Annotated in this window: 19 protein-coding genes and 1 tRNA gene; 18 read left to right on the top strand and 2 right to left on the bottom strand. The window is 72.5% G+C overall.

The window, feature by feature from the left end:
- Positions 1-934 precede the first annotated feature (934 nt).
- Positions 935-3,064, bottom strand: coding sequence for a WD40 repeat domain-containing serine/threonine protein kinase (locus tag FRCN3DRAFT_RS0210985; RefSeq protein WP_007514696.1), 2,130 nt, complete (start codon positions 3,062-3,064; stop codon positions 935-937).
- A gap of 640 nt (positions 3,065-3,704) precedes the next feature.
- Positions 3,705-3,776: transfer RNA gene (locus FRCN3DRAFT_RS0210990), tRNA-Arg, on the bottom strand.
- A 121-nt stretch (positions 3,777-3,897) separates the two neighbouring features.
- Between FRCN3DRAFT_RS0210990 and FRCN3DRAFT_RS0210995 the strand changes: the two genes are divergently transcribed.
- The 18 genes from FRCN3DRAFT_RS0210995 (at position 3,898) to FRCN3DRAFT_RS0211080 (ending at position 22,683) form a co-directional block, all read left to right on the top strand.
- Complete coding sequence (locus tag FRCN3DRAFT_RS0210995; RefSeq protein ID WP_007514697.1) at positions 3,898-4,284, top strand: response regulator transcription factor; 387 nt, start codon at positions 3,898-3,900, stop codon at positions 4,282-4,284.
- 192 nt (positions 4,285-4,476) lie between these two features.
- Positions 4,477-5,520 (top strand): DALR anticodon-binding domain-containing protein, encoded by a 1,044-nt coding sequence (locus tag FRCN3DRAFT_RS0211000; RefSeq protein ID WP_007514698.1) that lies wholly within the window; start codon positions 4,477-4,479, stop codon positions 5,518-5,520.
- Between the two features lie 222 nt (positions 5,521-5,742).
- Positions 5,743-7,089, top strand: a complete 1,347-nt coding sequence (gene lysA, locus FRCN3DRAFT_RS43895) for a diaminopimelate decarboxylase (RefSeq protein WP_007514700.1) — start codon at positions 5,743-5,745, stop codon at positions 7,087-7,089.
- Positions 7,086-8,369 carry a homoserine dehydrogenase gene (locus FRCN3DRAFT_RS0211010; protein WP_007514702.1) on the top strand — a complete coding sequence of 428 codons (1,284 nt, stop codon included), beginning with the start codon at positions 7,086-7,088 and terminating at the stop codon, positions 8,367-8,369. The genes lysA and FRCN3DRAFT_RS0211010 overlap by 4 nt, the downstream gene beginning before the upstream one ends.
- Entirely contained in the window at positions 8,366-9,580 is a 1,215-nt protein-coding gene (thrC, locus tag FRCN3DRAFT_RS0211015; RefSeq protein ID WP_007514704.1) for a threonine synthase, read from the top strand. Before FRCN3DRAFT_RS0211010 ends, thrC begins: the two co-directional genes overlap by 4 nt.
- Entirely contained in the window at positions 9,577-10,770 is a 1,194-nt protein-coding gene (locus FRCN3DRAFT_RS43900) for a homoserine kinase (RefSeq protein WP_007514706.1), read from the top strand. The genes thrC and FRCN3DRAFT_RS43900 overlap by 4 nt, the downstream gene beginning before the upstream one ends.
- Positions 10,771-11,436: 666 nt before the next feature.
- The gene (gene rho, locus FRCN3DRAFT_RS0211025; RefSeq protein ID WP_007514708.1) at positions 11,437-13,746 is read left to right on the top strand and encodes a transcription termination factor Rho; all 2,310 of its coding nucleotides are present in this window, start codon (positions 11,437-11,439) and stop codon (positions 13,744-13,746) included.
- A gap of 164 nt (positions 13,747-13,910) precedes the next feature.
- Positions 13,911-14,147 carry a 50S ribosomal protein L31 gene (rpmE, locus tag FRCN3DRAFT_RS0211030; protein WP_007514710.1) on the top strand — a complete coding sequence of 79 codons (237 nt, stop codon included), beginning with the start codon at positions 13,911-13,913 and terminating at the stop codon, positions 14,145-14,147.
- A gap of 161 nt (positions 14,148-14,308) precedes the next feature.
- Positions 14,309-15,394, top strand: coding sequence for a peptide chain release factor 1 (gene prfA / locus FRCN3DRAFT_RS0211035; protein ID WP_007514712.1), 1,086 nt, complete (start codon positions 14,309-14,311; stop codon positions 15,392-15,394).
- Positions 15,395-16,465 carry a peptide chain release factor N(5)-glutamine methyltransferase gene (gene prmC / locus FRCN3DRAFT_RS0211040; protein WP_007514714.1) on the top strand — a complete coding sequence of 357 codons (1,071 nt, stop codon included), beginning with the start codon at positions 15,395-15,397 and terminating at the stop codon, positions 16,463-16,465.
- A gap of 167 nt (positions 16,466-16,632) precedes the next feature.
- Positions 16,633-17,289, top strand: coding sequence for an L-threonylcarbamoyladenylate synthase (locus FRCN3DRAFT_RS0211045; protein WP_007514715.1), 657 nt, complete (start codon positions 16,633-16,635; stop codon positions 17,287-17,289).
- 24 nt (positions 17,290-17,313) lie between these two features.
- A complete protein-coding gene (locus tag FRCN3DRAFT_RS0211050; protein WP_007514717.1) occupies positions 17,314-18,453 on the top strand; it encodes an MraY family glycosyltransferase in 1,140 nt (379 codons plus the stop codon).
- Between the two features lie 179 nt (positions 18,454-18,632).
- Entirely contained in the window at positions 18,633-19,202 is a 570-nt protein-coding gene (locus tag FRCN3DRAFT_RS54970) for a Cg1360 family ATP-synthase-associated protein (RefSeq protein WP_198535959.1), read from the top strand.
- 10 nt (positions 19,203-19,212) lie between these two features.
- The gene (locus FRCN3DRAFT_RS56065; protein WP_007514721.1) at positions 19,213-19,518 is read left to right on the top strand and encodes an AtpZ/AtpI family protein; all 306 of its coding nucleotides are present in this window, start codon (positions 19,213-19,215) and stop codon (positions 19,516-19,518) included.
- Positions 19,519-20,030: 512 nt separating this feature from the next.
- On the top strand, positions 20,031-20,924 hold the full coding sequence (atpB, locus tag FRCN3DRAFT_RS0211065) for a F0F1 ATP synthase subunit A (RefSeq protein ID WP_035924632.1): 894 nt from the start codon (positions 20,031-20,033) through the stop codon (positions 20,922-20,924).
- Between the two features lie 64 nt (positions 20,925-20,988).
- Positions 20,989-21,231, top strand: coding sequence for an ATP synthase subunit c family protein (locus tag FRCN3DRAFT_RS0211070; RefSeq protein WP_007514724.1), 243 nt, complete (start codon positions 20,989-20,991; stop codon positions 21,229-21,231).
- A gap of 13 nt (positions 21,232-21,244) precedes the next feature.
- On the top strand, positions 21,245-21,832 hold the full coding sequence (locus FRCN3DRAFT_RS0211075) for a F0F1 ATP synthase subunit B (RefSeq protein WP_007514726.1): 588 nt from the start codon (positions 21,245-21,247) through the stop codon (positions 21,830-21,832).
- 2 nt (positions 21,833-21,834) lie between these two features.
- Positions 21,835-22,683 (top strand): F0F1 ATP synthase subunit delta, encoded by an 849-nt coding sequence (locus FRCN3DRAFT_RS0211080; RefSeq protein WP_007514729.1) that lies wholly within the window; start codon positions 21,835-21,837, stop codon positions 22,681-22,683.
- Positions 22,684-22,877: the final 194 nt, after the last annotated feature.

A 22,877-nucleotide genomic window follows, 5' to 3' on the forward strand; every position in this document is an offset into this window, starting at 1 on the left:
GGGAACAGCGGGAGACGACGTTCGGCGAGTACTACGAGCGGTGGCGTCGCGCTCGGCGGATCAGCGCGCCTCGGCAAGATACCGACGATTGATGCGGGAGCGGTATGACGAGGGACGTGCCGTGATGGAGCGGTACATGCGCGAAGGGCGGAAGGCGGTCTAGCTCAGGGCTTCCCGCCAGACCCTCTGGCGCCCCGCCGGGGAACGGTCACCACGCAACCGGGGGATTGTGAGATCTTCAGTGCTCCATGCGCCCACGTCCACCACCGTCCACCGGTGCAGGCCACGGGTCTGAGGACGGCCCCAGGCGTCTGTGCTTGTCCGCTGTTGCCCACCGGCTTGGCTGTCAACCCGGCCACGACGTTGCGGCCCGAGGACCCACTCCAGACACATCGGCGGCCCGAGTAGACGTTCGGTGGGAATCGGGCAGGTGGAACAGTGCGCCGGCCGTCATCCGACCGTCCCGTGCTCAGTTGTTACGGAGCGGTGTCCTGGCGATGGCGCCGTGCGGCAACGGCCACCGCGAGGGTGCCCACTGGCCAGAGAACGAACAGCGCGAGCGTTCCGTACCTTGCCGTCGATGGGTACTCGACATGTGTGCCCTCAGGAAGTGACCAGGTGCACCGGTTTCCTGGCGGCGTCCAGATCCAGTGCGTCTCGCCGTAGTCGGAGTCATGCAGGAGGGGCGGGCAGCCCAACACAGCCTCGCTCGCGAGCATGATGATCAGTACGGCGAGACAGAACAGCCATATGGCAAGCGAAGCCAATACGGCCGTACGGACGAGACGCCCCATGTAAATAGTTTCCCTCAACTGAGCCCCTGCCCGAGACGGGCTGTGACCCCGAGCCGCGGGTATCCGCGGACAGCTACCTGAACCGCCTCCGCGCTCGGCCTCCGCCCAAAGGGGTTCCGGCGAGGAGGCCCGGTTTCGCGTCAGCGCACCTCCCAGAGCCGAATCGTGTAGTCGTTGCTGGCGCTGGCGAGCGTTCGGCCGTCCGGTGCGAACGCCACCGCATTCACATGGCTGGTGTGGCCGGTGATGGAGAGTTCCAGTGGCTGGGGCGCGCTTCGCTTGGAGATGTCCCACAGCCGCACCGTGGTGTCGTCGCTGGCGCTGGCGAGGGTCCGGCCGTCCGGCGCGAATGCCACCGAGGTCGCCCAGCTGGTGTGGCCGATCAGGGGGACCCCCAGTGGCCTGGGCGCGCTGAGGTCGGAGACGTCCCACAGCCGTACCGTGCCGTCGTTGCTGGCGCTGGCGAGGGTCCGGCCATCGGGCGCGAATGCCACCGAGTACGCGTGGCCGGCATGGCCGGTGAGCGGGGCGCCCAGTGGCTGGGGCGCACTGAGGTCGGAGATGTCCCACAGCCGCACCGTGCCGTCGTCGCTGGCGCTGGCCAGGGTGCGCCCGTCCGGCGCGAACGCCACCGAGAACACCCAGTGAGTGTGGCCGGTCAGGGGCGCGCCCAGTGGCCTGGGCGCGCTGAGGTCGGAGACGTCCCACAGCCGCACCGTGGTGTCGAAGCTGGCGCTGGCCAGGGTTCGCCCATCCGGCGCGAACGCCACCGAATACACATAGCCGGTGTGGCCGGTGAGGGGCGCGCCCAGTGGCTTGGGCGCGCTGAGATTGGAGACGTCCCAGAGCCGCACCGTGTTGTCGGCGCTGGCGCTGGCGATGGTGCGCCCGTCCGGTGCGAACGCCACGCCGTACACGTTGTCGGCGTGTTCGGTAAGGGGGGCGCCCAGTGCCTCGGGCGCGTTCCGCTTGGAGATGTCCCACAGCCGCACCGTGCCGTCGTCGCTGGAGCTGACCAGAGTGCGCCCGCCTGGCGCGAACGCCACCGACCGCACGTCGCCCGTGTGGCCGATCAGGGGGGAGCCCAGCGGGCTGAGAGTGGGACGAGACGTGGGCCGCACCGAGGGGAGGGTGCTGGTCGTCTTGAGGGGGATGACGGAATCCGCGTCCTTGGGGATGGTGAGACCCAGGACGGTGCCGGTGATGGCCAGGAGGACGGCCGCGGCGGCCAAGGGCAGGCGGTGACGGTGTAGCCGGCTCCACGAGCGGCCGGATCGCCGGGTGGGCGGGCTGTTCGATGTCCCATCCGACAGCGGGCGTTCGGCGCGCTGGGTGGGGAGTACGACGGTGTTGCCGGACCCCGGCGGGGAGATCGCCATGGCGAGCGGCGCCACGGCGACGGGGGCGGTGGGCGATTCGGTGGCGGCGCGGATGTCCTCGTCGAGGCGCAGCCGAATACCGGCGCGGCTGGTCCACCCCGGGCCGTGCACCTCGGCGGCGGCCTGGGCAAGGGCGAGAGCGAAGGCGTGGGCGGTCTGCGGTCGGTCGGCGGGGTCCTTGGCCAGGGTGCGCATCACCACGTCGGCCACCGGGCCTGGCACCCCGGCCGGCGGCGCGGGGGCGACGTGGAGATGGTGGTGGGCCAGCGCCTGGCCGGACACGGCCGGGCCGAACAGCGACGTGCCGGTGAGCAGCTCGTAGAGCAGCACGCCCAGGGCGTACAGGTCGGTGGCCGGGCTCAGCCGGGCGCCCAGCAGCTGTTCGGGCGCCATGTACCGCGGCGTGCCGATGACCGCGCTGGCGGTGGTCGACGCCCCCTCCACGATCTTCGCGATGCCGAAGTCGGTGACCTTGAGCAGGTCGGCGGCGTCGAACAGGATGTTGTCCGGCTTGATGTCGCGGTGCAGCACCCCGGCCCGGTGCGCGCAGCCGAGCGCGTCGGCGACGGCCAGCCCCACGGCGCACGCGGTCTCGGCCGCCATGCCCTTGCGGCGGCGGGACAGGGTCCCCCCGGCCAGCAGCTCCATCACGATCAGGTGCAGATCGTCCGTCGCGACGGCGTCGTAGACCCGGACGATGTGCGGGTGGTCCAGGGCGGCGAGCAGCCGAGCCTCGGCACGGCCGCGCTCGATGGTCCCGTCCGGCCCGGCCGGCAGGACCTTGATGGCGACGTCGCGGTGCAGCTCCTGGTGCCGGCCCGCCAGCACCAGCCCGAACGCGCCCTGCCCGAGCTGGGCGCCCAGCTCGTAGCCCGGCAACGCCGCGGCCACCCGTGTCTCGTTGACGATCAACGTGTGGAAGCCGTCACACGCCGACTCCGGCGACCGCTGTTCACCATTGCGAGCTCCCCGATGTCCCCTATGTGGCTTGCGATCGTAGCGGCGCCACAGATAGGGGAGAGCAACCGTCGGCCACCCGACCAGCCAAGCGGTAGTTCAGACGTGAGTCGTCCGTCTGCCCTGCGTCGCTGCCGTAAAGCCAGACGCAGTCCACCCCAAAAGGGTGCTCAGGGGGCGAAGCTCACCCGGCGCGAGCTCCACAACCCGGCCAAGAGCAAATAACGCCGAGAGCCAACCGAAGGTCTGCGCACAGTCGACCCGGCCACCTCATCCGTACCCGGCAGGAAAAATGCGCACCACGCCACCCCCACGCCCAAGGCGCCCCACCCCACAATGGGCTCCAGGGCCGAAGCCTCCCTGCCCCAAAGAGCGAAGCCTCCCCAACCCAAAATGGGGGTGCAGGGGGCGAAGCCTCCCTGACCCAGAGGATGAAGCCTCCCCGACCCAAAACGGGGGTCCAGGGGGCGAAGCCTCCCTGGCGCGGGGTCCGGGGCTCGGCCCCGGAGCAACATGACGCGGGAGCCCGGGAGTAAACCCCAAAGGGGTTTACGAACAGGCAAGGCCGATCGCGTGCCCCCGGCAGGATTCGAACCTGCGCACCTGCCTCCGGAGGGCAGTGCTCTATCCCCTGAGCTACGGGGGCGGACCGGTTACGGGGCGGGGCGGTGAGGCCCCGCGCGGTTGCCGGATCGCCTTGGCAACGAGGCATACCGTACCAGGTCTGAACGGCGGACCGGGAAGCGGCCGCGCCGTAAGCTTCCGGCGTGCACTACGAACCTCCACGTGTCCTGGTCGTCGACGACGACCCGGTGATCCGCCAGCTCGTGGTCGTCAACCTGGAGCTGGAAGGGTTCGAGGTCCACACCGCCGTGGACGGGCAGGACTGCCTGGAGCGGATCCGTGAGATCGACCCGGCAGTGATCACCTTGGATCTCATGATGCCCAAGGTGGATGGCTGGGAGGTGGCGAGCCGGCTGCGGGCCGACCCGGCGACGGCGGGCATCAAGGTGGTCGTGCTCACCGCTCGCGCCCGGGAGGCGGACCTGCGCCGTGGCGCCCGCGTCGGCGTCGACTGCTACCTCACGAAGCCCTTCGACCCCGACGAACTGATCGGTGTCGTGCAACGGCTCGCGGCCGGCCAGCCGGTCTGACGCGTCGCGCGTCGCGGGTCGGGTGGGCCGGTCCGGTGAATCGGCCGGGCGAACTGGCTGTCCCGTCTGACAATCTGGCCTAAGTGAGAAGCTGTCGGGCGGCGGTCCAGCGGCCGCCCGACAGTGCCGTTGTGATCTTGTCGGATTCTGTGTTCGCACCGACTGTCCGGACGCGCCGATAGCATCGCGGGCATGACCCCCGCCGACGTCGCCGACGCGATCGTGTCGGCCGTCCGCGACGCCGTGGCGGACGGCGCGATCGACGTCGCGGTGCCGGCGACGGTCCCGGTGCGTCGTCCGAAGAATTCGGAGCATGGCGACTACGCCTCGGTCGCGGCGCTGGAGATCGCCAGGGCCGCCCGGCGCCCGGCGCGCGAGGTCGCGGATCTGCTCGCCGCCAGGCTGTGCCGGGGTCGCGGGATCGCCAGTGTCGAGGTGGCTGGTCCGGGGTTTCTCAACATCCGGCTGGCGCCGGCCGCGCTCGGTGAGCTCGCTCGCACGGTCGTGCGGGCGGGCGACGCCTACGGCCGGGCCGAGACGCGCCGCGGCATCCAGGCCGACGCCGCGTTCGCCGCCGCCTCCTGTGCAGACAGGTCGCCGTTCGCCCCGGCCAGGCGGCTGGTGGCCGCCGCTGCCCTCGCCCGGCTGCTCGACGCCGCGGGCTTCGACGTGAGCCCGGCGGGTCCCGCCGACCAGGCCGGTGCCGCGGCGCTGGCGGATCTCGCCGGAGTCGTCGGGACGGATGCCGCGCGGTACTCGCTGGCGCGGCAGCCGCTGGACGCGCCACTCGACCTCGATCTGGCCCTGGTCGGCCGGCAGGTGCCGGAGAACCCGGCCTTCGACGTGCGGTACGCGCACGCCGAGACCTGTCGGCTGCTGCGCCATGCGACCCAGCTGGGTATCCCGGCGGCGGGCGGTGACGTCCCGGTGCCGGGCGGCGTGGACGTGTCGCTGCTGGGTGACCCCCGGGAGGTCGACCTGCTGCGGGCGCTCGGCGAGCTGCCGAGTGTGCTCGCGGCGGCCGCGTCGTCGCGCGCGCCGCACCGGCTGGCCCGCTACCTCGAGGAGCTGGCCGGGACCTATCACCGTTTCTACGACGCCTGCCGGGTACTCCCGCGGGGGGACGAGGAGCCGACGCCGCTGACCCGCGCCCGGCTGCTGCTGGTCGAGGCGACGAAGGTCGTTCTCGCGAACGGGCTACGGCTGCTCTGCGTCCGCGCCCCGGAGCGACTGTGACAGCCGCCCCGGAGCACGTGTGACTGTCGCCCTGGAGCGCATGGGGCCGTCGCCCCGGACGAATCTGCTGGCCCCCCCGGAACGGATGTGAGTGTGAGCCCGATGTCGCGACCCTCTCCCGGCGCCGCCGCCCCCGCCATGCCGGCGGACGGGCCCGCGGCCACGCGGGGCTCCGCCATCCCCGGGGGGGCGTCTTCGGCGGGGACACCCCTGGAGGAACAGGTGTGGCCGGCGACGGCCGCGCTCGACGAGGACGGGGTGCTGCGGCTCGGCGGGCTGCGCGTCGACGAGCTGGCCGACCGGTTCGGCACGCCGACGTTCTTCCTGGACGAGGACGACTTCCGCGCCCGCGCCCGGGCCTGGCGGGCCGGATTCCCGGATGGCGAGGTGTACTACGCGGGCAAGGCGTTCCTGTGCCGGGCGGTCGCCCGCTGGGTGGCGGACGAGGGTCTGAGCCTCGACGTCTGCACCGGCGGTGAGCTGGCCGTCGCGGCCTCGGTCGCCTTCCCGCCGGAGCGGCTGCTCTTCCACGGCAACAACAAGTCGGTCGAGGAGCTGCGCCGGGCCGTCGCCCACGGCGTCGGGAGGATCGTCCTCGACTCGTTCGCCGAGATCGACCGGCTCGCCGAGATCGCCCGCGCCGCCGGCGCCCGCCAGCGTGTGCTCATCCGCGTCACCCCGGGCGTGGAGGCGCACACCCACGAGTACATCGCCACCGGTCAGGAGGACCAGAAGTTCGGGTTCTCGCTGGCCAGCGGCGCCGCCATGGCCGCGGTCGGCCGGGTGCTGGGGGCGGCGGACGCGCTGGAGCTGGTCGGCCTGCACGCCCACATCGGCTCGCAGATCTTCGACACGGCCGGCTTCGGGCTGGCCGCGCACCGGATGGTCGGCCTGCTCGCGGCCGTGCGTGACGAGCACGGCGTGGAGCTGCCCGAGCTGGACCTCGGGGGCGGCCTCGGCATCGCCTACACCGGCGAGGACGCGCCGCTGGCCGTCGCGGAGGTCGCCGACCGGCTGCACACCATCGTCGGCAAGGAGTGCGCCGGCGCGGGGCTTGGGGTGCCGCGCCTGGCCGTGGAGCCCGGCCGGGCGATGGTCGGGCCGACGACGGTCACGCTGTACCGGGTCGGCACCGTGAAGGAGCTGCCCGGGCTTCGCACCTATGTCAGCGTCGACGGGGGGATGAGCGACAACATCCGCACGGCGCTCTACGACGCCCGCTACACCGCCCGGCTGGTCTCCCGGCCGGGCCACGCCGAGCACCATGTCGTCACGCTGGTGGGCCGGCACTGCGAGTCCGGCGACGTGGTGGCGCACGACGTGCCACTGCCAGCCGATGTCGCCCCCGGCGACCTGGTCGCCGTCCCGGCCACGGGCGCGTATCACCGCTCCATGGCCAGCAACTACAACCACGTGGGCCGCCCGCCGGTGGTCGCGGTGCGCGCCGGCGCGGCGCGGGTGATCGTCCGCCGCGAGACCGAGGACGACCTGCTGCGCCTCGACGTCGACGTCGACGACACCGACGGCGCCGCGGGCGAGGGCTCGAAACCTGGGGAGGCCGGGAGATGAGGGTCGCGCTGCTGGGCTGCGGCGTGGTCGGCTCCGAGGTCGTCCGGCTGCTCCACGAGCAGGCCGCCGACATGACCGCGAGGGTCGGCGAGCCGTTGGAGCTCGTGGGCGTCGCGGTCCGCCGGCTCGGCCGCGAGCGGGACGTGCCCATTGACGCCTCGCTGTTCACGACGGACGCGGCGGGCCTGGTGGCCCGCGACGACGTGGACATCGTGGTCGAGGTGGTCGGCGGCATCGAGCCCGCGCGCAGCTGGCTGCTCGGTGCGCTGAACTCCGGCAAATCCGTGGTCAGCGCGAACAAGGCGCTGCTCGCCTCCGACGGATCGGCGCTGCACGACGCCGCCGCGGCGGCCGACGTCGACCTGTACTACGAGGCGGCGGTCGCCGGCGCGATCCCGCTGCTGCGTCCCCTGCGCGAGAGCCTGGCCGGTGACCGGGTGCGCAGGGTGCTCGGCATCGTCAACGGCACCACGAACTACATCCTCACCCGGATGGACGAGACCGGCGCGTCGTTCACCGAGGCACTCGAGGAGGCGGGCGCGCTCGGCTACGCCGAGGCCGACCCGAGCGCCGACATCGACGGCTACGACGCCGCGGCCAAGGCGGCGATCCTCGCCCAGCTGGCCTTCCACACGCGGGTGACGCTCGACGACGTGTACCGCGAGGGCATCGGGGCGGTCACCGCTGCCGACATCGCCAGTGCCCGCGCGATGGGCTGCACCGTCAAGGCCCTCGCGATCGCCGAGCGCTCCTCGGAACGCCCGGGGGTGAGCGTGCGGGTGCACCCGGCGATGGTGCCTCGCTCGCACCCGCTGGCCTCGGTGCGCGAGGCGTTCAACGCGGTGTTCATCGAGGCGGAGGCCGCCGGGCAGCTGATGTTCTACGGCCGCGGCGCCGGTGGCTCGCCGACCGCCTCGGCGGTGCTCGGTGATCTCGTCGCCGTCGCCCGCAACCGGGTCGCCGGCCGGCGCGGCCCCGGGGAGTCGGCCTACGCGCAGCTCCCGGTCCTGCCGATGGGCGAGACCATCACCAGCTACCACGTCAACCTGGACGTGACCGACAAGACCGGCGTGCTGGCGACCGTCGCCGGCGCGTTCGCCAGGCACGGCGTGTCCATCCGCAGCGTGCGCCAGGACGGCCGGGGAGACGATGCCAGCCTGGTGCTGGTCTCGCACCCCGCCACCGACGCGGCGCTGGCGGCGACTGTTGAGGACCTGCGCGGTCTGGACATCGTGCGCGCGGTGGCCGGGGTGCTGCGGGTCGAGGGAGGTGAGCCATGACCACCACGACCACGTCATCGGCATGGCCGCCGGGCGCGGCCGGCGACCAGCCCGGCCCGGCCGGGGTGGCGGGCGCGAACGGGGGCTCCGACCTGGGGGCCACGCCCGGCCCGCCGCCGCTGGGCGGCCCGGCCGGGCGAGCCGGCTCGGCCCGCCGCGGCTGGCGGGGGATCATCGAGGAGTACCGCGACCGGCTGCCGCTGGACGCCGGCACCCCGGTGGTGACCCTGCTCGAGGGCGGCACGCCTCTCGTGCCGGCCGCGCACCTGTCGGAGCTGACCGGCTGCGAGGTCCACCTCAAGGTCGAGGGCGCGAACCCGACCGGCTCGTTCAAGGACCGCGGCATGACCGTGGCGATCAGCGCGGCCGTCGGCGAGGGCTCCAGGGCCGTCATCTGCGCCTCGACCGGCAACACCAGCGCCTCGGCCGCCGCCTACGCGGCCCGCGCCGGGCTCGTCTGCGCGGTGCTCGTGCCCAGCGGCAAGATCGCGCTGGGCAAGATGGCGCAGGCGCTGGTGCACGGGGCCCGGCTGCTGCAGCTCGACGGTTCCTTCGACGACTGCCTGCGGGTGGCGCGCGAGCTGGCCGACACGTACCCGGTGACGCTGGTCAACTCGGTCAACCCGTACCGGCTGGAGGGCCAGAAGACCGCGTCGTTCGAGATCGTCGAGACGCTCGGCGTGGCTCCGGACATCCACTGCCTGCCGGTGGGCAACGCCGGGAACATCACTGCCTACTGGCGCGGCTACCTCGAGGCGGACGCGGGCGAGGGCACCGGACGGCCGCGGATGTTCGGCTTCCAGGCCGCGGGGGCGGCGCCGATCGTGCGCGGCAGCGTCGTCACCTCGCCGCAGACGATCGCGACGGCCATCCGGATCGGCAACCCGGCGTCCTGGCAGTTCGCGGTCGAGGCCAGGGACGCTTCCGGCGGGCTGATCGACGCGGTCAACGACCGTCAGATCCTGGCCGCCTACCGGATGCTCGCCCGCAGGGAGGGCGTGTTCGTCGAGCCGTCGAGCGCCGCGAGCGTGGCCGGCCTGCTCGCGGCGCACGCCGAGGGCAAGGTCGACCCCGGTCAGCGGATCGTCTGCACCGTGACCGGTAACGGCCTGAAGGACCCGGACTGGGCAATCAGCGGCGCGGCCAAGCCGGAGACGATCCGGCCGACGGTCGCCGGCGCGGCCGAGGCGCTCGGGCTACGGCGGTCGTGACGCTGCCCTCGGTCGGGGTCTCCGGTGCTGATGCTGTCGGCGCGGCCGCCAGCACCGGGACGGCCGGGGCTGCCGGGACTGCTGGCGCGCCGGCGGTGGCCGGCACCGGGCCGGGTGCCGACGCGCCAGTGGTTGGGGTGCGGGTTCGGGTGCCGGCGACCAGCGCCAATCTCGGGCCGGGTTTTGACGCGTTCGGGCTCGCGCTGGGCTTCTACGACGACGTCGAGGTGACGCTGCGCCCGGAGGGCCTCGCGGTGACCGTCGAGGGCGCCGAAAACGTGTCCAAGGGCGAGGACAACCTGGTCGTACGGGCGATTCGTGCGACCTTCGACGAACTGGGCCGCCCACAGCCGGGGCTCGTCGTTCGCTGCGTCAACCGGGTGCCGCATGGGCGCGGGCTCGGCTCGTCCGCCGCGGCGATCGTCGCGGGCGTCGCCGCCGCCTGGGTCCTCGACACCGCCGCCTACCTCGACGGCGCCGCCGCCGGCCGCACGGACGGCTCGCACCGGGCCGGTCCCGCGCGTCCTGGTGCGCCCGGCGGGCGAACCGCGGACGCGGTCGGGTTCGACCGGGCCGCCGCGCTGCGGGTGGCGACAGCGATCGAGGGACACCCCGACAACGTCGCCGCCGCCCTGTTCGGCGGTTTCACCGTGGCCTGGACCGGGCCGGCCGGTCCCGTCGCGCACCGGGCCGAGCCGGTCGCGGACCTGCGCCCGGTCGCCTTCGTGCCCTCGGCACGCACCTCGACGGCCGACTCCCGCGGTCGACTGCCGGATCGGCTCGCCCACGGCGACGCGGCGTTCTCGGCCGGCCGCGCCGGCCTGCTGGCGCTCGCGCTCACCCAGACCGATCTCGCCGCCGCCGTCGCGGCCGGCGGGACGCCCGGTGGTGTCGACGCCGCGGCCGGCGCCCGCTCGGCGCGAGCCGCCCGCGCCCGGCTGCTGCTCGCGGCCACCGAGGACCGGCTGCACCAGCCGTACCGGCTACCGGTGGTCCCGGAATCGGCCGCTCTCGTGGACCGGCTGCGGGCCGCCGGGGTGGCGGCCGTTCTGTCCGGTTCCGGTCCCACCGTGCTCGCGCTCGCGGTCGGCGGCGAGCAGGCAGCGGGCGCGGTCGGCGTCGCCGCACCGGGATTCGCCGTGCTCCCGTTGGCCGTCGACCGGGACGGTGTCCGGGTGGCGAACCTCTAGGTCACCTGGCCGTTGGGTGGTTGCACCCTATTTTTACCGTTTGCGCCGTGATCCTGATGACGTTGGGTGACGGCCATTGCGTCGCAGTGGATGGCGAGTACCGTAGGAGTACGGGGACCCCAGATCGGGAAGCCTGCGCAACCCCAGGTTGTTGCCGAGGTGTCTCCGTCTGGATAGTCTGATGGCTGCACCCGCCGCGCCGCGGCGCGTGCTCGCCCCGCCGGTCTGGCTGGAGCTTTCTCTAGTCCGTCCTGGCACAGGATTCCGGTGCCCCGCCTCGCCGTCGTTGCCTCGGCTCGACACCGGCGATGTGGTGGGCGAGCTTGGTCGCTGACCTCCGGTCAGCTTCCCTGCTGGCCCGCGATGTCTCACCGGGGGCGGCCCCGGACCCCGGTGCGGGGATTTCGGGTTCGTTCGCGGCTCGGAGTTGGTGCCGGATCGGCGAAGCCGGGTCCCTGCTGGATTGGTGAAGCCGATCCAGGAGGTCTGCCGGGAGGTTCGCTGGGAGGTCAGAGCCCTCCACATCGCCGACGGGCGCGTCATTCGGCCCGGCCAGCGGCGACATCTCCTTCATCTGTCATCCACGTAGGTGGTGGATCGGATGGTCGGAGGCCTATACGCATCACCCGGCTCGAGAGGAGCCGGTTCCTTCAGGGAAGGAAAACCTTGAGCGACACCACCGACGTGCTGCCTGAGAGCGCACGTGAGTCCGCGGCGCCCCCCGCACCGCTTCCCGTCAGCCAGCCGGCCGCGCCGGCAGGGCCGGCGCCGGTGACGGCGCCGATGGACAGCGGTGTATCCGGGGCCGGCAGCGCGCCGTCCGCGGACGCGGCCGACATGGCCGACGCGGCCGACGCGGAGGCCGGCGGTTCGGCCGGTCCTCGCCGCCGCCGCAGCGGTACCGGCCTGCAGGCGATGCTTCTGCCGGAGCTGCAGACCCTCGCCAGCTCGCTGGGAATCCAGGGCACCGGCCGGCTGCGCAAGGGCCAGCTGATCGCGGCCATCCAGAACGCGCAGAACGGCGGCCCGCCGCTCACGCCGAACGGCGTGGCAGCGAGCGAGCAGCCGGCCGCCACCGGCACCGCGCCGGCCGGCGACCCGCCGACCGCCACCACCGACGCCCCGCCGCGTACCCGCGGGCGGCGGGTGGTGCGTGCCACCGGAAGCCCCGCGCAGGCTGAGCTTGTTCAGCCACCCGTCCGTGAGACGGAGCCGGCGGAGCCCGCCGCCGAGCGGCCCGCCCGGGCGGAGGAGCCGCCGGCGCCGATCGTGGCCCGTGAGGAGAACGCCGCCCCGCGGGTTCGGGAGGGCCGCGAGCGTCCCGAGCGTGGGGAGCGTCCCGACCGCGCCGAGCGCCCGGACCGCGCCGAACGTCCGGACCGCGCCGAACGCCCGGACCGCGCCGAACGTCCGGAGCGCGCCGAGCGGACGCAGGGCGAGCGGCACGAGCGGGCCGACCGCTCGAACGGTCGGCAGACGGACCGTCAGAACGCTCGCCAGAGTGACCGCCCTGACCGGACCGATCGGACCGATCGCTCGGACCGGGCTGACCGGTCTGACCGCCCGGATCGGACCGACCGAGCGGACCGGACCGACCGGACTGACCGCTCGGACCGGGCTGACCGGACCGACCGCCCGGATCGGACCGACCGAGCTGACCGGACCGATCGTCAGACCGACCGGACCGATCGTCAGACTGACCGGACCGACCGCCAGGGCGGCCGCGCCGTCCAGGACGACGACGATGACAGCAGCCGCAGGCGGGGCCGCTTCCGCGAGCGTGGCCGCAACCGCCGTGGTCAGGGCGGTACAACCGAAAACGAGCCGGTGCTGCGCGAGGACGACGTCCTCGTCCCGGTCGCCGGCATCCTGGATGTTCTGGACAACTATGCGTTCGTCCGGACCAGCGGCTACCTGACGGGCCCGGCCGACGTGTACGTCAGCCTCGCCCAGGTCCGCCGGCACGGGCTGCGTCGTGGCGACGCCATCACCGGCGTCGTGCGTGCTCCGCAGGAGGGCGAGCCGCGCCGCGACAAGTACAACGCGCTCGTCCGGCTGGACACCATCAACGGAATGGACCCGGAGGAGGCCCGCGGCCGCCCCGAGTTCACCAAGCTCACCCCGCTCTACCCGCAGGACCGCCTGCGGATGGAGACCGAGCCGCACGTGCTGACCACCCGTGTCATCGACCTGGTGATGCCGATCGGCAAGGGCCAGCGGGCACTGATCGTCAGCCCGCCGAAGGCCGGCAAGACGATGGTGCTGCAGTCGATCGCGAACGCGATCACGACGAACAACCCGGAAGTCCACCTCATGGTCGTGCTCGTCGACGAGCGGCCGGAGGAGGTCACCGACATGCAGCGGTCGGTGAAGGGCGAGGTCATCGCCTCGACGTTCGACCGTCCGCCGTCGGACCACACGAACGTGGCGGAGCTGTCCATCGAGCGGGCCAAGCGGCTCGTCGAGCTGGGCCAGGACGTCGTCGTGCTGCTGGACTCCATCACCCGGCTCGGCCGCGCCTACAACCTGGCGGCCCCGGCGTCCGGGCGAATCCTGTCCGGTGGTGTCGACTCGACGGCGCTCTACCCGCCGAAGCGTTTCCTCGGCGCCGCCCGCAACATCGAGAACGGCGGCTCCCTGACCATCATCGCCACCGCTCTCGTCGAGACCGGTTCGACGATGGACACGGTCATCTTCGAGGAGTTCAAGGGCACCGGTAACGCGGAGCTGAAGCTCGACCGCAAGATCGCCGACAAGCGGACCTTCCCGGCGGTGGACGTGGACTCGTCCAGCACCCGCAAGGAGGAGATCCTGCTCGCCCCCGACGAGCTGGCGATCATGCACAAGCTGCGCCGCGTCCTGCACACTCGCGAACCGCAGCAGGCGATCGAGCTGCTGCTCGGCCAGCTCAAGCAGACCAGGACCAACTACGAGTTCCTCATGCAGATCGCCAAGTCCACCCCGTCGCAGGACTAGGGCGGCTGTCGGATTGGGATGGGATTAGGCGCGGTGCCGGTGGCGTTACGGCACTGGCACCGTGACCCAGTCACCAGGTCTGGCAGACTTGGGCCGGTTGGAGGCTCCGGTTCACGTCGTCGCGGCTGCGACGGCGACCCGGCGGCCAGGTGAGAAGAGGGAACATGAAGGCTGACATCCACCCGACGTACCACGAGACCTCCGTGGTCTGTACGTGCGGGAACACGTTCACCACGCGCAGCACCAAGGAGAACGGCTCGATCAACGTCGAGGTGTGCGCGCAGTGCCACCCGTTCTACACCGGCAAGCAGAAGATCATGGACGTCGGCGGCCGAGTGGAGAAGTTCGAGCGCCGGTTCGGCAAGCGCCAGCCTGGCCAGAAGGTCTCCGGCAACCAGTAGGCGGGGCGTCGGGGCGTCCGCCCCGGACCTCCCTGATCGCCGACCTGCCGGATCGGGCAGGGGACCGCGGTTGGTGTAGCGGCGGTGCGGCGCTCGTCCGGTATGGACCGGGCGGGCGCCGTTCCCGTTTCACACCACCGATTTGTTGAAGAGGTTTACTGATGGCGTCCGCGCTGGAGAAGCTGCTCGTCGAGCACGCCGACATCGAGAAGCGGCTCGCCGACCCCGCCGTGCACAACGATGCGGCCCAGGCTCGCTCGCTGGGGCGGCGGTACGCGGAGCTTTCGCCCGTCGTCGAGCTCGCGCGTGAGATCGAGGAGGCGAACGGCGACCTGGAGACGGCCCGGGAGCTGGCCGCCGAGGACGCGTCGTTCCGTTCCGAGGTGGCCGACCTGGAGGTCGTCGTCGGCGAGCTGCGCCAGCGGCTGCGGAGCCTGCTGGTGCCGGTCGACCCGGACGACAGCCGGGACGCCATTCTCGAGGTGAAGGCCGGAGCGGGCGGCGAGGAGTCAGCGCTGTTCGCCGGCGACCTGCTGCGGATGTACCTGCGCTACGCCGAGCGGCGCGGCTGGAAGACCGAGATCCTCGACGCCAACCCCAGCGACCTGGGCGGCTACCGCGACGTCAGCGTCGCGGTGAAGTACCGCGGCCAGGTCCCCCCCGGCCAGCCCGGTGTGTTCGGCCGGCTGCGCTTCGAGGGCGGTGTGCACCGCGTCCAGCGGGTGCCGGTGACCGAGTCGGCCGGGCGCATCCACACGTCCGCGGCGGGCGTGCTGGTCATGCCGGAGGCAGAGGAGGTCGACGTCGAGATCGACCCGAACGACCTGCGCATCGACGTCTTCCGCTCGTCCGGGCCTGGCGGCCAGAGCGTCAACACCACCGACTCGGCGGTGCGTATCACCCACCTGCCCACCGGGGTCGTCGTCTCCTGCCAGAACGAGAAGAGCCAGCTGCAGAACAAGGAGTCGGCGCTGCGGATCCTGCGCGCCCGGCTGCTGGCGATGGCGAGGGAGAAGGCCGAGTCGGAGAAGTCCGCGGCGAGGGCCAGCCAGGTCCGCACCCTGGACCGTTCGGACAAGGTGCGGACGTACAACTTTCCGGAGAACCGGATCGCCGATCACCGGGTCGGGTACAAGGCGCACAACCTGGAGCAGGTCCTCGACGGCGAGCTCGACGACGTGCTCGACGCGCTCATCGCGGCGGACCTCGCCGAGAGGCTCGCGGAAAACCCCGGCGAGGACGGCTGAGTGAGCGGCCCGGCGGTCCCGGCGATGCCGGCGGTCCCGGCGACGCCGGCCCGCTCCGCGGCCGCTGACGTCCCGCTCGCGGCCGAGCTCGCCTCGGCGGCGCGGCGGCTCGCCGAAGCGGGTGTGGCGAGCCCGCGCAACGACGCCGAGCTGCTCGCCGCGCACGCGCTGGGGGTCGCGCGCGGGCGGCTGCCGCTGGTTCGGGAGATCGCGCCGGACGCCGCCGAGCGGCTGCGCGACCTGGTCACGAGCCGGACACGGCGGGGGGCGGTGCAGCACCTCACCGGCGAGGCCTACTTCCGTCACCTCACGCTCGCCGTCGGACCCGGGGTCTTCGTGCCCCGGCCGGAGACCGAGACGGTCGCCGGCTGGGTGATCGACGCGTTGAAGGCCGCCGCCGCTGCCGCCGCCACCCGCGGGGGCGAGGCGGGCGCGGGCGTCCCCGCGGACGGTGCGGCGCGCTTCGTCTGCGTGGACCTGTGCGCCGGGTCGGGGGCGATCGCGCTCGCGCTCGCCGACGAGGTGCCTGGCGCGGAGGTACACGCGGTCGAGGCCGACCCTCTGGCGCTGCGCTGGCTGCGGCACAACGTCACCGCGACGGGCCTGCCCGTCTCGGTGCACGCCGCCGACGTCGCGGGTGCCGGCACGCCGGCGGCGGCGGGTGTACCGGCACCCGAGGGCTGGGCGCACGTGCCCGCGCTGAGCGCGCTCGCCCGGTTGGCCGGGCGGGTGGACGCCGTCGTCTCGAACCCGCCGTACCTGCCGGACGCGGACCGGGCCGTCGTCAGTCCCGAGGTGGGCGACCACGACCCGCCCTGGGCGTTGTGGGGCGGCGGCGCGGACGGGCTCGCGGGCCCACGCGCCGTGGTCTCGACCGCGATGGGCCTGCTGCGTCCAGGCGGGGTGTTCGCGATGGAGCACGCCGACGGCCAGGGCCCGGCCGCGCGGGAGCTGCTGGCCGCCGCCGGCGGCTGGTCCGAGATCGCCACCCACCGCGATCTCCTGGGACGAGATCGTTTCGTCACGGGCCGTCTGCTGAAGTCCTCAGATCGCGCCGAAGGCGCTGTCTGAGGGAGGCGACAGGCCGGGCGATCTAGCGGGGCGGAGCGCCGCGCCGCGCCGGGCCCGGCGTAGGTTTGTGCCCCAAGGGGCAGGCCGGCCCTGGAACAGGCGGCTTCACGCCTGGGCGCCGTCCAGGCGGCCCAGACGGTCGCACGACGGAGGTTCGGCGAGGGATCATGCGGCGGTTCGACTGCACGGACGAGGCGGCCAGGCGGACTGGCCTGGAGGCGGCCGCGGGCGCGGTCGGGCGGGGCGACCTCGTCGTCCTGCCCACCGACACGGTGTACGGGATCGGCGCGGACGCGTTCGACGCCTCCGCGGTGCGGGCGTTGCTCGCCGCGAAGGGACGCGGCCGGGATATGCCGGTGCCCGTCCTGATCGGCTCGTGGCGGACGCTCGAGGGCCTGGTCAACAACGTCACCATGCCCGTACGCGAGCTCACCAGGGCGTTCTGGCCCGGCGGCCTGACCGTCATCGTGCAGCAGGCTCCTTCGCTGCGCTGGGATCTCGGTGACAGCCGTGGCACGGTGGCGGTGCGGATGCCTCTCCACCCGGTCGCGATCGACCTTCTCGGCCGGACGGGGCCGATGGCCGTCTCCAGCGCGAACCGGTCCGGCAGGCCGGCCGCGACCACCGCGGACGAGGCCGTGGCCCAGCTCGGCGAACAGGTGGAGGTCTACCTCGACGCCGGACCCGTGACGGTGGGCATCGCGTCCACGATCGTCGACTGCACCACCGAGATTCCCCGGGTGGTCCGGCTCGGCGCGATCGACCTGGCGACGTTGCGCGCGGTGCTGCCTCTGGTCGAGGCGCCGGCGGGAGTCTCCTCATGACCTGCGGCGGTGGGGAGCGGCGCCGTGCGTGAGTACGCGCTCGTCTTCGTCGTCGCGGCGGCTGTCACCTACCTGACGACGCCGGTCGCGAGGGCGCTGGCGCTACGCATCGGCGCCGTCGCCGGGGTGCGGGCCCGAGACGTACATGTCATGCCGACGGCGCGGCTCGGCGGGCTCGCGATGCTGGCAGGCCTCTACGCCGGGCTCGCGGTCGCCGACCGGCTGCCGTTCCTGTCGCAGGTCTCGCGCGACTGGTCCGAGCCGCGCGCCGTGCTCATCGCGGCGACCCTGATCTGCCTGCTCGGCGTCGCCGACGACAAGTGGGAGCTGGACTCGCTGACCAAGCTGGCCGGCCAGATGGTGGCCGCCGCCGTGATGGTGCAGCTCGGGGTGCAGTTCTCGTTCGCCATCAACTGGGACAGCGAGACGACGCTCAGCCTCGGCCCGGAGACCGCCGTACCGATCTCGATCCTCGCCGTCGTCGTCCTCGTCAACGCGATGAACTTCATCGACGGTCTGGACGGGCTGGCCGCCGGCGTCGCCGCGATCGCCGCCGGGGCGACGTTCTACTTCGCCTACTCGCTCGCCGTCCTCAACGGTTTCGAGCGGGCCGCGCCGGCGGCGCTGCTGGCCGCCGTCACGGCGGGTGTCTGCATCGGCTTCCTGCCCCACAACTTCAACCCGGCCAAGCTGTTCATGGGCGACTCCGGGTCGATGCTCATCGGCCTGCTGTCGGCCTCGTCGATGATCTCGGTGACGGGCCAGGTCGCCTACGGCGGCTACGCCGGCCCGTCCCGCTCGCTGCCGTCGCTGATCCCGCTCGCGATCCCGATCGCCGTGCTGATGGTGCCGTTCCTCGATCTCGGCCTCGCGGTCATCCGCCGGACGAGGGCCGGCCGCTCGCCGTTCGCGCCGGACAAGATGCACCTGCACCACCGCATGCTGGAGATTGGCAAGTCGCAGGTCAGGGCCGTGCTGTTCATGTACTTCTGGGCCGCGCTCATCGGGTTCGGCGGGGTGGCGGCGTCGTTCTCGTCCGCGCCGCTGCCGATCCTGCTCGCGACCCTCGGGTTTGGCCTGCTTGGCCTCGTGGTGCTGCTCCTGCTCGGCCAACGCACCGCGCGGCGCGCGGCCAACGCCGCGGGCGTGTCGACCTCACCCTGACGCCCGGTCCGGGCTGGGCGGGACGGCCCTGGCCCGTCCCGCCGGGGGCCAATGTGGTCGGGGTCGCCTTGGCCGAGCTGGCGTGGGCCGCCGGCCGATACCGTGGAGGTGGTGTCCGCGCCAGTGGGCGGGGCCTGAACGGTCACGAAGGCCCGGCGGTCACGAAGGAGAGCCTGTTGGTGACAGGAAGAGTGGGCGACGCGCCCGCCGACGGCCGCGCGACCGAGACGAAGCCGCCCGTGGGCGCCGCTCCTCGGCAGCCGCTGAGCAGCGCGCCGATCATCAGGCTCGGGTTGATGGTCAGCGCGGTGATCGCCGTCGGCGCTGTCGCGCTCGGTGCGGGCCTGCGGGGCTGGCCGGGTGTCGCGGCGGCGCTTCTCGGCGTCGGAATCGTCGTGATCTTCTTCTCCGCCAGCAAGATCGCGGTCGGTTTCGTGGCTCGCCGGGCGCCGCAGCTGCTGCTGCCGGCCGCGCTCGGCATCTACGGCTTCAAGATCCTCCTGCTCGGGGTGCTGCTGGTGGCACTGGACGGGGTGGAGGCGGTGAACCTCTCGACGCTGGCCTGGACGGTGCTCGCTGGCGTGTTCGGGTGGGTCGGTGCCGAGGTGTGGGCCGCCACCCGCACCCGGGTGCCGTTCTTCGACCCGACCACGTTCGCCGCCCGCCACCCCGACGCCGCCGGCCGGCCGGACGGCCACGCCACCCGGTCCTCGGCGCGCGGCGCGTCGGCGCCCGGCTCGCGCGGGTAGCGGGCAGGCGATGAGCTCGACGAACAGGGGCGTGGGCCGGGAGCCCAGCGGCGACGGTGACCGTCGCGCCGGGAAAGCCCGGCGGGGCGGCGGCGGACCAGCGGGGGGCGGAAGCCGGCCGCCGAACCGGGAGCGCACCCCGGGTGAGGCCTGGAACGCGGTCGGCACGCTCGGCGCCGGCATCGCCTTCTGGGGCCTGGTCGGGTGGGGCATCGACCGGCTCACCGGCCTGCACAACGTGTTCCTGCCGATCGGGATCGTGCTCGGCCTCGCCGCGGCCCTCTACCTGGTGATCTACCAGGCGCTGCGCCGGTAGGCCGGGTCCTGGTCGCGGGGCGAGTCCCATGGCTGGACCGCGTGGTCGGTGGCGGTGCGTAGCCGGGGGCCTCGGCCGGTTCGGTGCGCAGCGCGATCGGGTGAATCGTCCGCTGTCCGAAATGTCGCTCCGCGTGTCCGCGCGCCCCCGTAACGCCAAGGGGCGCACAACAGACCGAAAAGCGGCGGCAACGTGTAGATGAACCCGACGCGGGGCGGATCGCAGCGCGTGCCGCGATGGCGGAGGTGTGGATAGTATTCGCGGTACCGGGCGCCGACACGTCGGCCCCGCCGGAGACGGTCTGCCGCTGGGCCACGCGCCTGGCCGAAGGACATGCGATCATGCGGTCCACGCATGTCCATGGGCCATGGGCATCGTTAGTCTCTAAGCTCGGGCGGCGCTCACGATGCGTACAACTCGGGCGGTTGAGCCTGCGGTGCCGGTAGGGTGGGGTCCCCTCCTACGTGGGGCGGGCCTGGTTCGCCTGGTGACACTGCGTTGAAATTTAGATCATGGAGGTGTGTTGCGTGCCCGTCCTCGCCGCTAGTGACGAGGGCTTCGAGGGTCCTACGACCGCGGTCTTCAACCCGCCGCATTGGTTTGACGTGGACCTGGGTCCCTTCAACTTCTACCTGAACAAGGCCACCGCGCTGGTGATCTTCTCGGCGCTGTTCGTCGGTGTCCTGTTCTGGCTCGCGTACCGTCGCGCCTCGATCGTCCCTCGTGGGCTGCAGAACTTCGCCGAGTCGATTTACGACTTCATCGACGGCCAGATCTCGCGCGAGATCATCGGGAAGACCGGCCCACGGTACACCCCCTACCTGATGGTGCTGTTCTGCTTCGTCGCGGTCTGCAACCTGCTTGCCATCATTCCGGTGGCGCAGTTCCCGGCCACGTCGCGCATCGCCATCCCGATGGTGCTGGCGATCATCACCTGGGTGATCTTCAACTGGGTCGGTATGAGGGCCAACGGCGCGGGTGCGTACTTCAAGGAGATGGTCGACCCGGCGCCGCAGGCGATGCTGCCGATCCGGCTCATCCTCGCGCCGATCGAGATCCTGTCGACGCTGATCGTGCGGCCCTTCACGCTCGCGGTCCGGCTCTTCGCGAACATGTTCGCCGGCCACATGCTGCTCCTCATCTTCAGCCTCGGCGCGGAGTACATGATCCAGCGGCCGCCGTACGTGTTCGGCGCCTTCTCGTTCCTGATGACGGTCATCATGACCGGGTTCGAGCTGGTCATCGACCTGCTGCAGGCCTACATCATCACCGTGCTCACCGCCGCGTACATCGGTGGCGCGCTGGCCGCCCACGGCGGCGGCCACGACGACCCGAACGCGGAGCACGGCACCGAAGCGCCCGAGCCCGAGTCCGCGCCCGTCGCGGCCGTCGCGGCGCACTCCTGATTTTTCGGACACCACGACCCGCACCGGTGAGTCCCGGTGCCCGACAGGATAAGGAACACCTCACATGGCTTCACCCGTCGTTCTGGCGGCCACCGACGCCGTCAGCGGTAACCTCGGCGCCGTCGCCTACGGCCTCGCCGCCATCGGCCCGGGTATCGGCATTGGTCTCATCTTCGGTCTGGGCGTGCAGGCCATCGCCCGCCAGCCGGAGGCAGAGCAGGTCGCCTTCCGGTACATGCTGATCGGATTCGCCCTGGTCGAGGCGCTCGCCCTGATCGGTTTCGTCGTTCCGTTCGTCTTCAAGTAATCCGAGGACGAGCGTGAGCGCCACGTCGACAATCCTGCTCGCCGCCACCACCACGGATCACTCGGACGAAAACGTCCTGGTTCCGCCGGTGGGCGAACTCATCATCGGCATTGTTTCGTTCGGGCTGCTCGTCGCGTTCTTCTTCTGGAAGGTCAAGCCCCAGATCCAGAAGTTCTACGCGGACCGGACCGAGCGCATCGAGGGCGGCCTGGCTCGGGCCGAGGCCGCTCAGGTGGAGGCGCAGGCACTGCTGGAGCAGTACCGCGCGCAGCTCGCCGAGGCACGCGCCGAGGCGTCGCGAATCCGCGACGAGGCGGCCGTGCAGGGCCGTCAGATCGTGGCGGACCTGCGGGCCCAGGCCGACCGCGAGGTCGCTGAGATCCGGGCCCGCGGCGAGACGCAGCTCGCGGCGGAGCGATCGCAGATCGTCAACTCGCTGCGCGCCGAGCTGGGTGGGGTGGCTCTCGAGCTCGCCACCAAGATCGTCGGGCACGAGCTGGCTCGGCCGGAGGAGCACGCCCACCTGATCGACGACTTCATCGCGGCGCTCGACGCTTCCGGTGACGCTGCCGCGGCCGCGCCCGCCGGGTCGGGAGGCTGACGGTGGAGGGACCCAGCCGGGCGGCTCTCGTCGCGGCGCGGGCGACCCTTGACCAGATCACCGCGGTCCCGCCGGGTGGCGGGGCCGTGGCCGGTCAGGCGAGACGGCCGGACGCGGGGCGGATCGGTGCCGATCTGCGCGCCGTCGCCGACCTGCTCGGTGAGGATCTGACCCTGCGGCGCGCGTTCGCTGACTCGAGCGTGCCCGCCGGTGCCCGCGAGATCCTCGCTGAACGGCTGTTCGCGGCCCAGCTCGGCGAGGACTCGCTCACCGTCGTCAAGTCGGCCGTCGCGCGCCGTTGGACGCGTCCGCTCGACCTGCGGCTCGGCCTGATCGAGCTGTCCGTGGAGGCGCTGCTCGTCGACGCCGAAACCGCGGGCGCGCTGGACGAGGTCGAGGACGAGCTGTTCAGGTTCGGCCGGATCCTCGACCGCAACCCGCAGCTCTCGCTCGCGCTCACCGACCCGGCCGCGCCCGGGGCGCTCAAGGAGACGCTCGTCGAGCGGCTGCTGGCCGGCAAGGCGCACCCGGTGACGGTGCGGCTGGCCAAGCAGGCCGTGGCCGACCGGGAGTTCGGCGACCTCTCCCGGCGGATCGAGCAGTTCAGCCGGATCGCCGCCGCGCGCCGCGACCGCGTGGTCGCCGTCGTGCGCACCGCCGTGCCACTCGACGGCGACCAGCTCACCCGGCTGCGCACGGCGCTGTCCCGGTACTTCGGCCGCGAGATCCAGGTGCAGACCGACCTCGACCCCGCCGTGCTCGGCGGTGTCGTCGTGCGGGTCGGCGACGAGCTCGTCGACGGGTCCGTGCTGCGCCGGCTCGCCGCCGCCCGCCAGGCTCTGGCGCGGTAGCGCCGGTGAGCATGACGACCCAGGTACGAGGCCACGCCGCCGGCGGTCACCGCCGACGGCGCGGCCTCGCGTCCCTCGCCTGCTCCGAACTGAAGGTTCCGGTCCCGACAAAGGCCGACTCCGTACTTGCCGTCCTCTTCGAGGCCGGACATACCCATGCTGGGCGACCGATTCCCATGCCCCGCAATGAAGGA

The organism is Pseudofrankia saprophytica, assembly GCF_000235425.2.
GTDB classification, from domain to species: Bacteria; Actinomycetota; Actinomycetes; order Frankiales; family Frankiaceae; genus Pseudofrankia; species Pseudofrankia saprophytica.

Bases quoted from the DNA above. Each gene is read 5' to 3' on its own strand.
- FRCN3DRAFT_RS0211000 (WP_007514698.1), top strand. From the start codon at position 4,477: ATGACCCCCGCCGACGTCGCCGACGCGATCGTGTCGGCCGTCCGCGAC.
- FRCN3DRAFT_RS0211010 (WP_007514702.1), top strand. From the start codon at position 7,086: ATGAGGGTCGCGCTGCTGGGCTGCGGCGTGGTCGGCTCCGAGGTCGTC.
- thrC (WP_007514704.1), top strand. From the start codon at position 8,366: ATGACCACCACGACCACGTCATCGGCATGGCCGCCGGGCGCGGCCGGC.
- rpmE (WP_007514710.1), top strand. From the start codon at position 13,911: ATGAAGGCTGACATCCACCCGACGTACCACGAGACCTCCGTGGTCTGT.
- prfA (WP_007514712.1), top strand. From the start codon at position 14,309: ATGGCGTCCGCGCTGGAGAAGCTGCTCGTCGAGCACGCCGACATCGAG.
- FRCN3DRAFT_RS0211045 (WP_007514715.1), top strand. From the start codon at position 16,633: ATGCGGCGGTTCGACTGCACGGACGAGGCGGCCAGGCGGACTGGCCTG.
- FRCN3DRAFT_RS56065 (WP_007514721.1), top strand. From the start codon at position 19,213: ATGAGCTCGACGAACAGGGGCGTGGGCCGGGAGCCCAGCGGCGACGGT.
- atpB (WP_035924632.1), top strand. From the start codon at position 20,031: ATGGAGGTGTGTTGCGTGCCCGTCCTCGCCGCTAGTGACGAGGGCTTC.
- FRCN3DRAFT_RS0211070 (WP_007514724.1), top strand. From the start codon at position 20,989: ATGGCTTCACCCGTCGTTCTGGCGGCCACCGACGCCGTCAGCGGTAAC.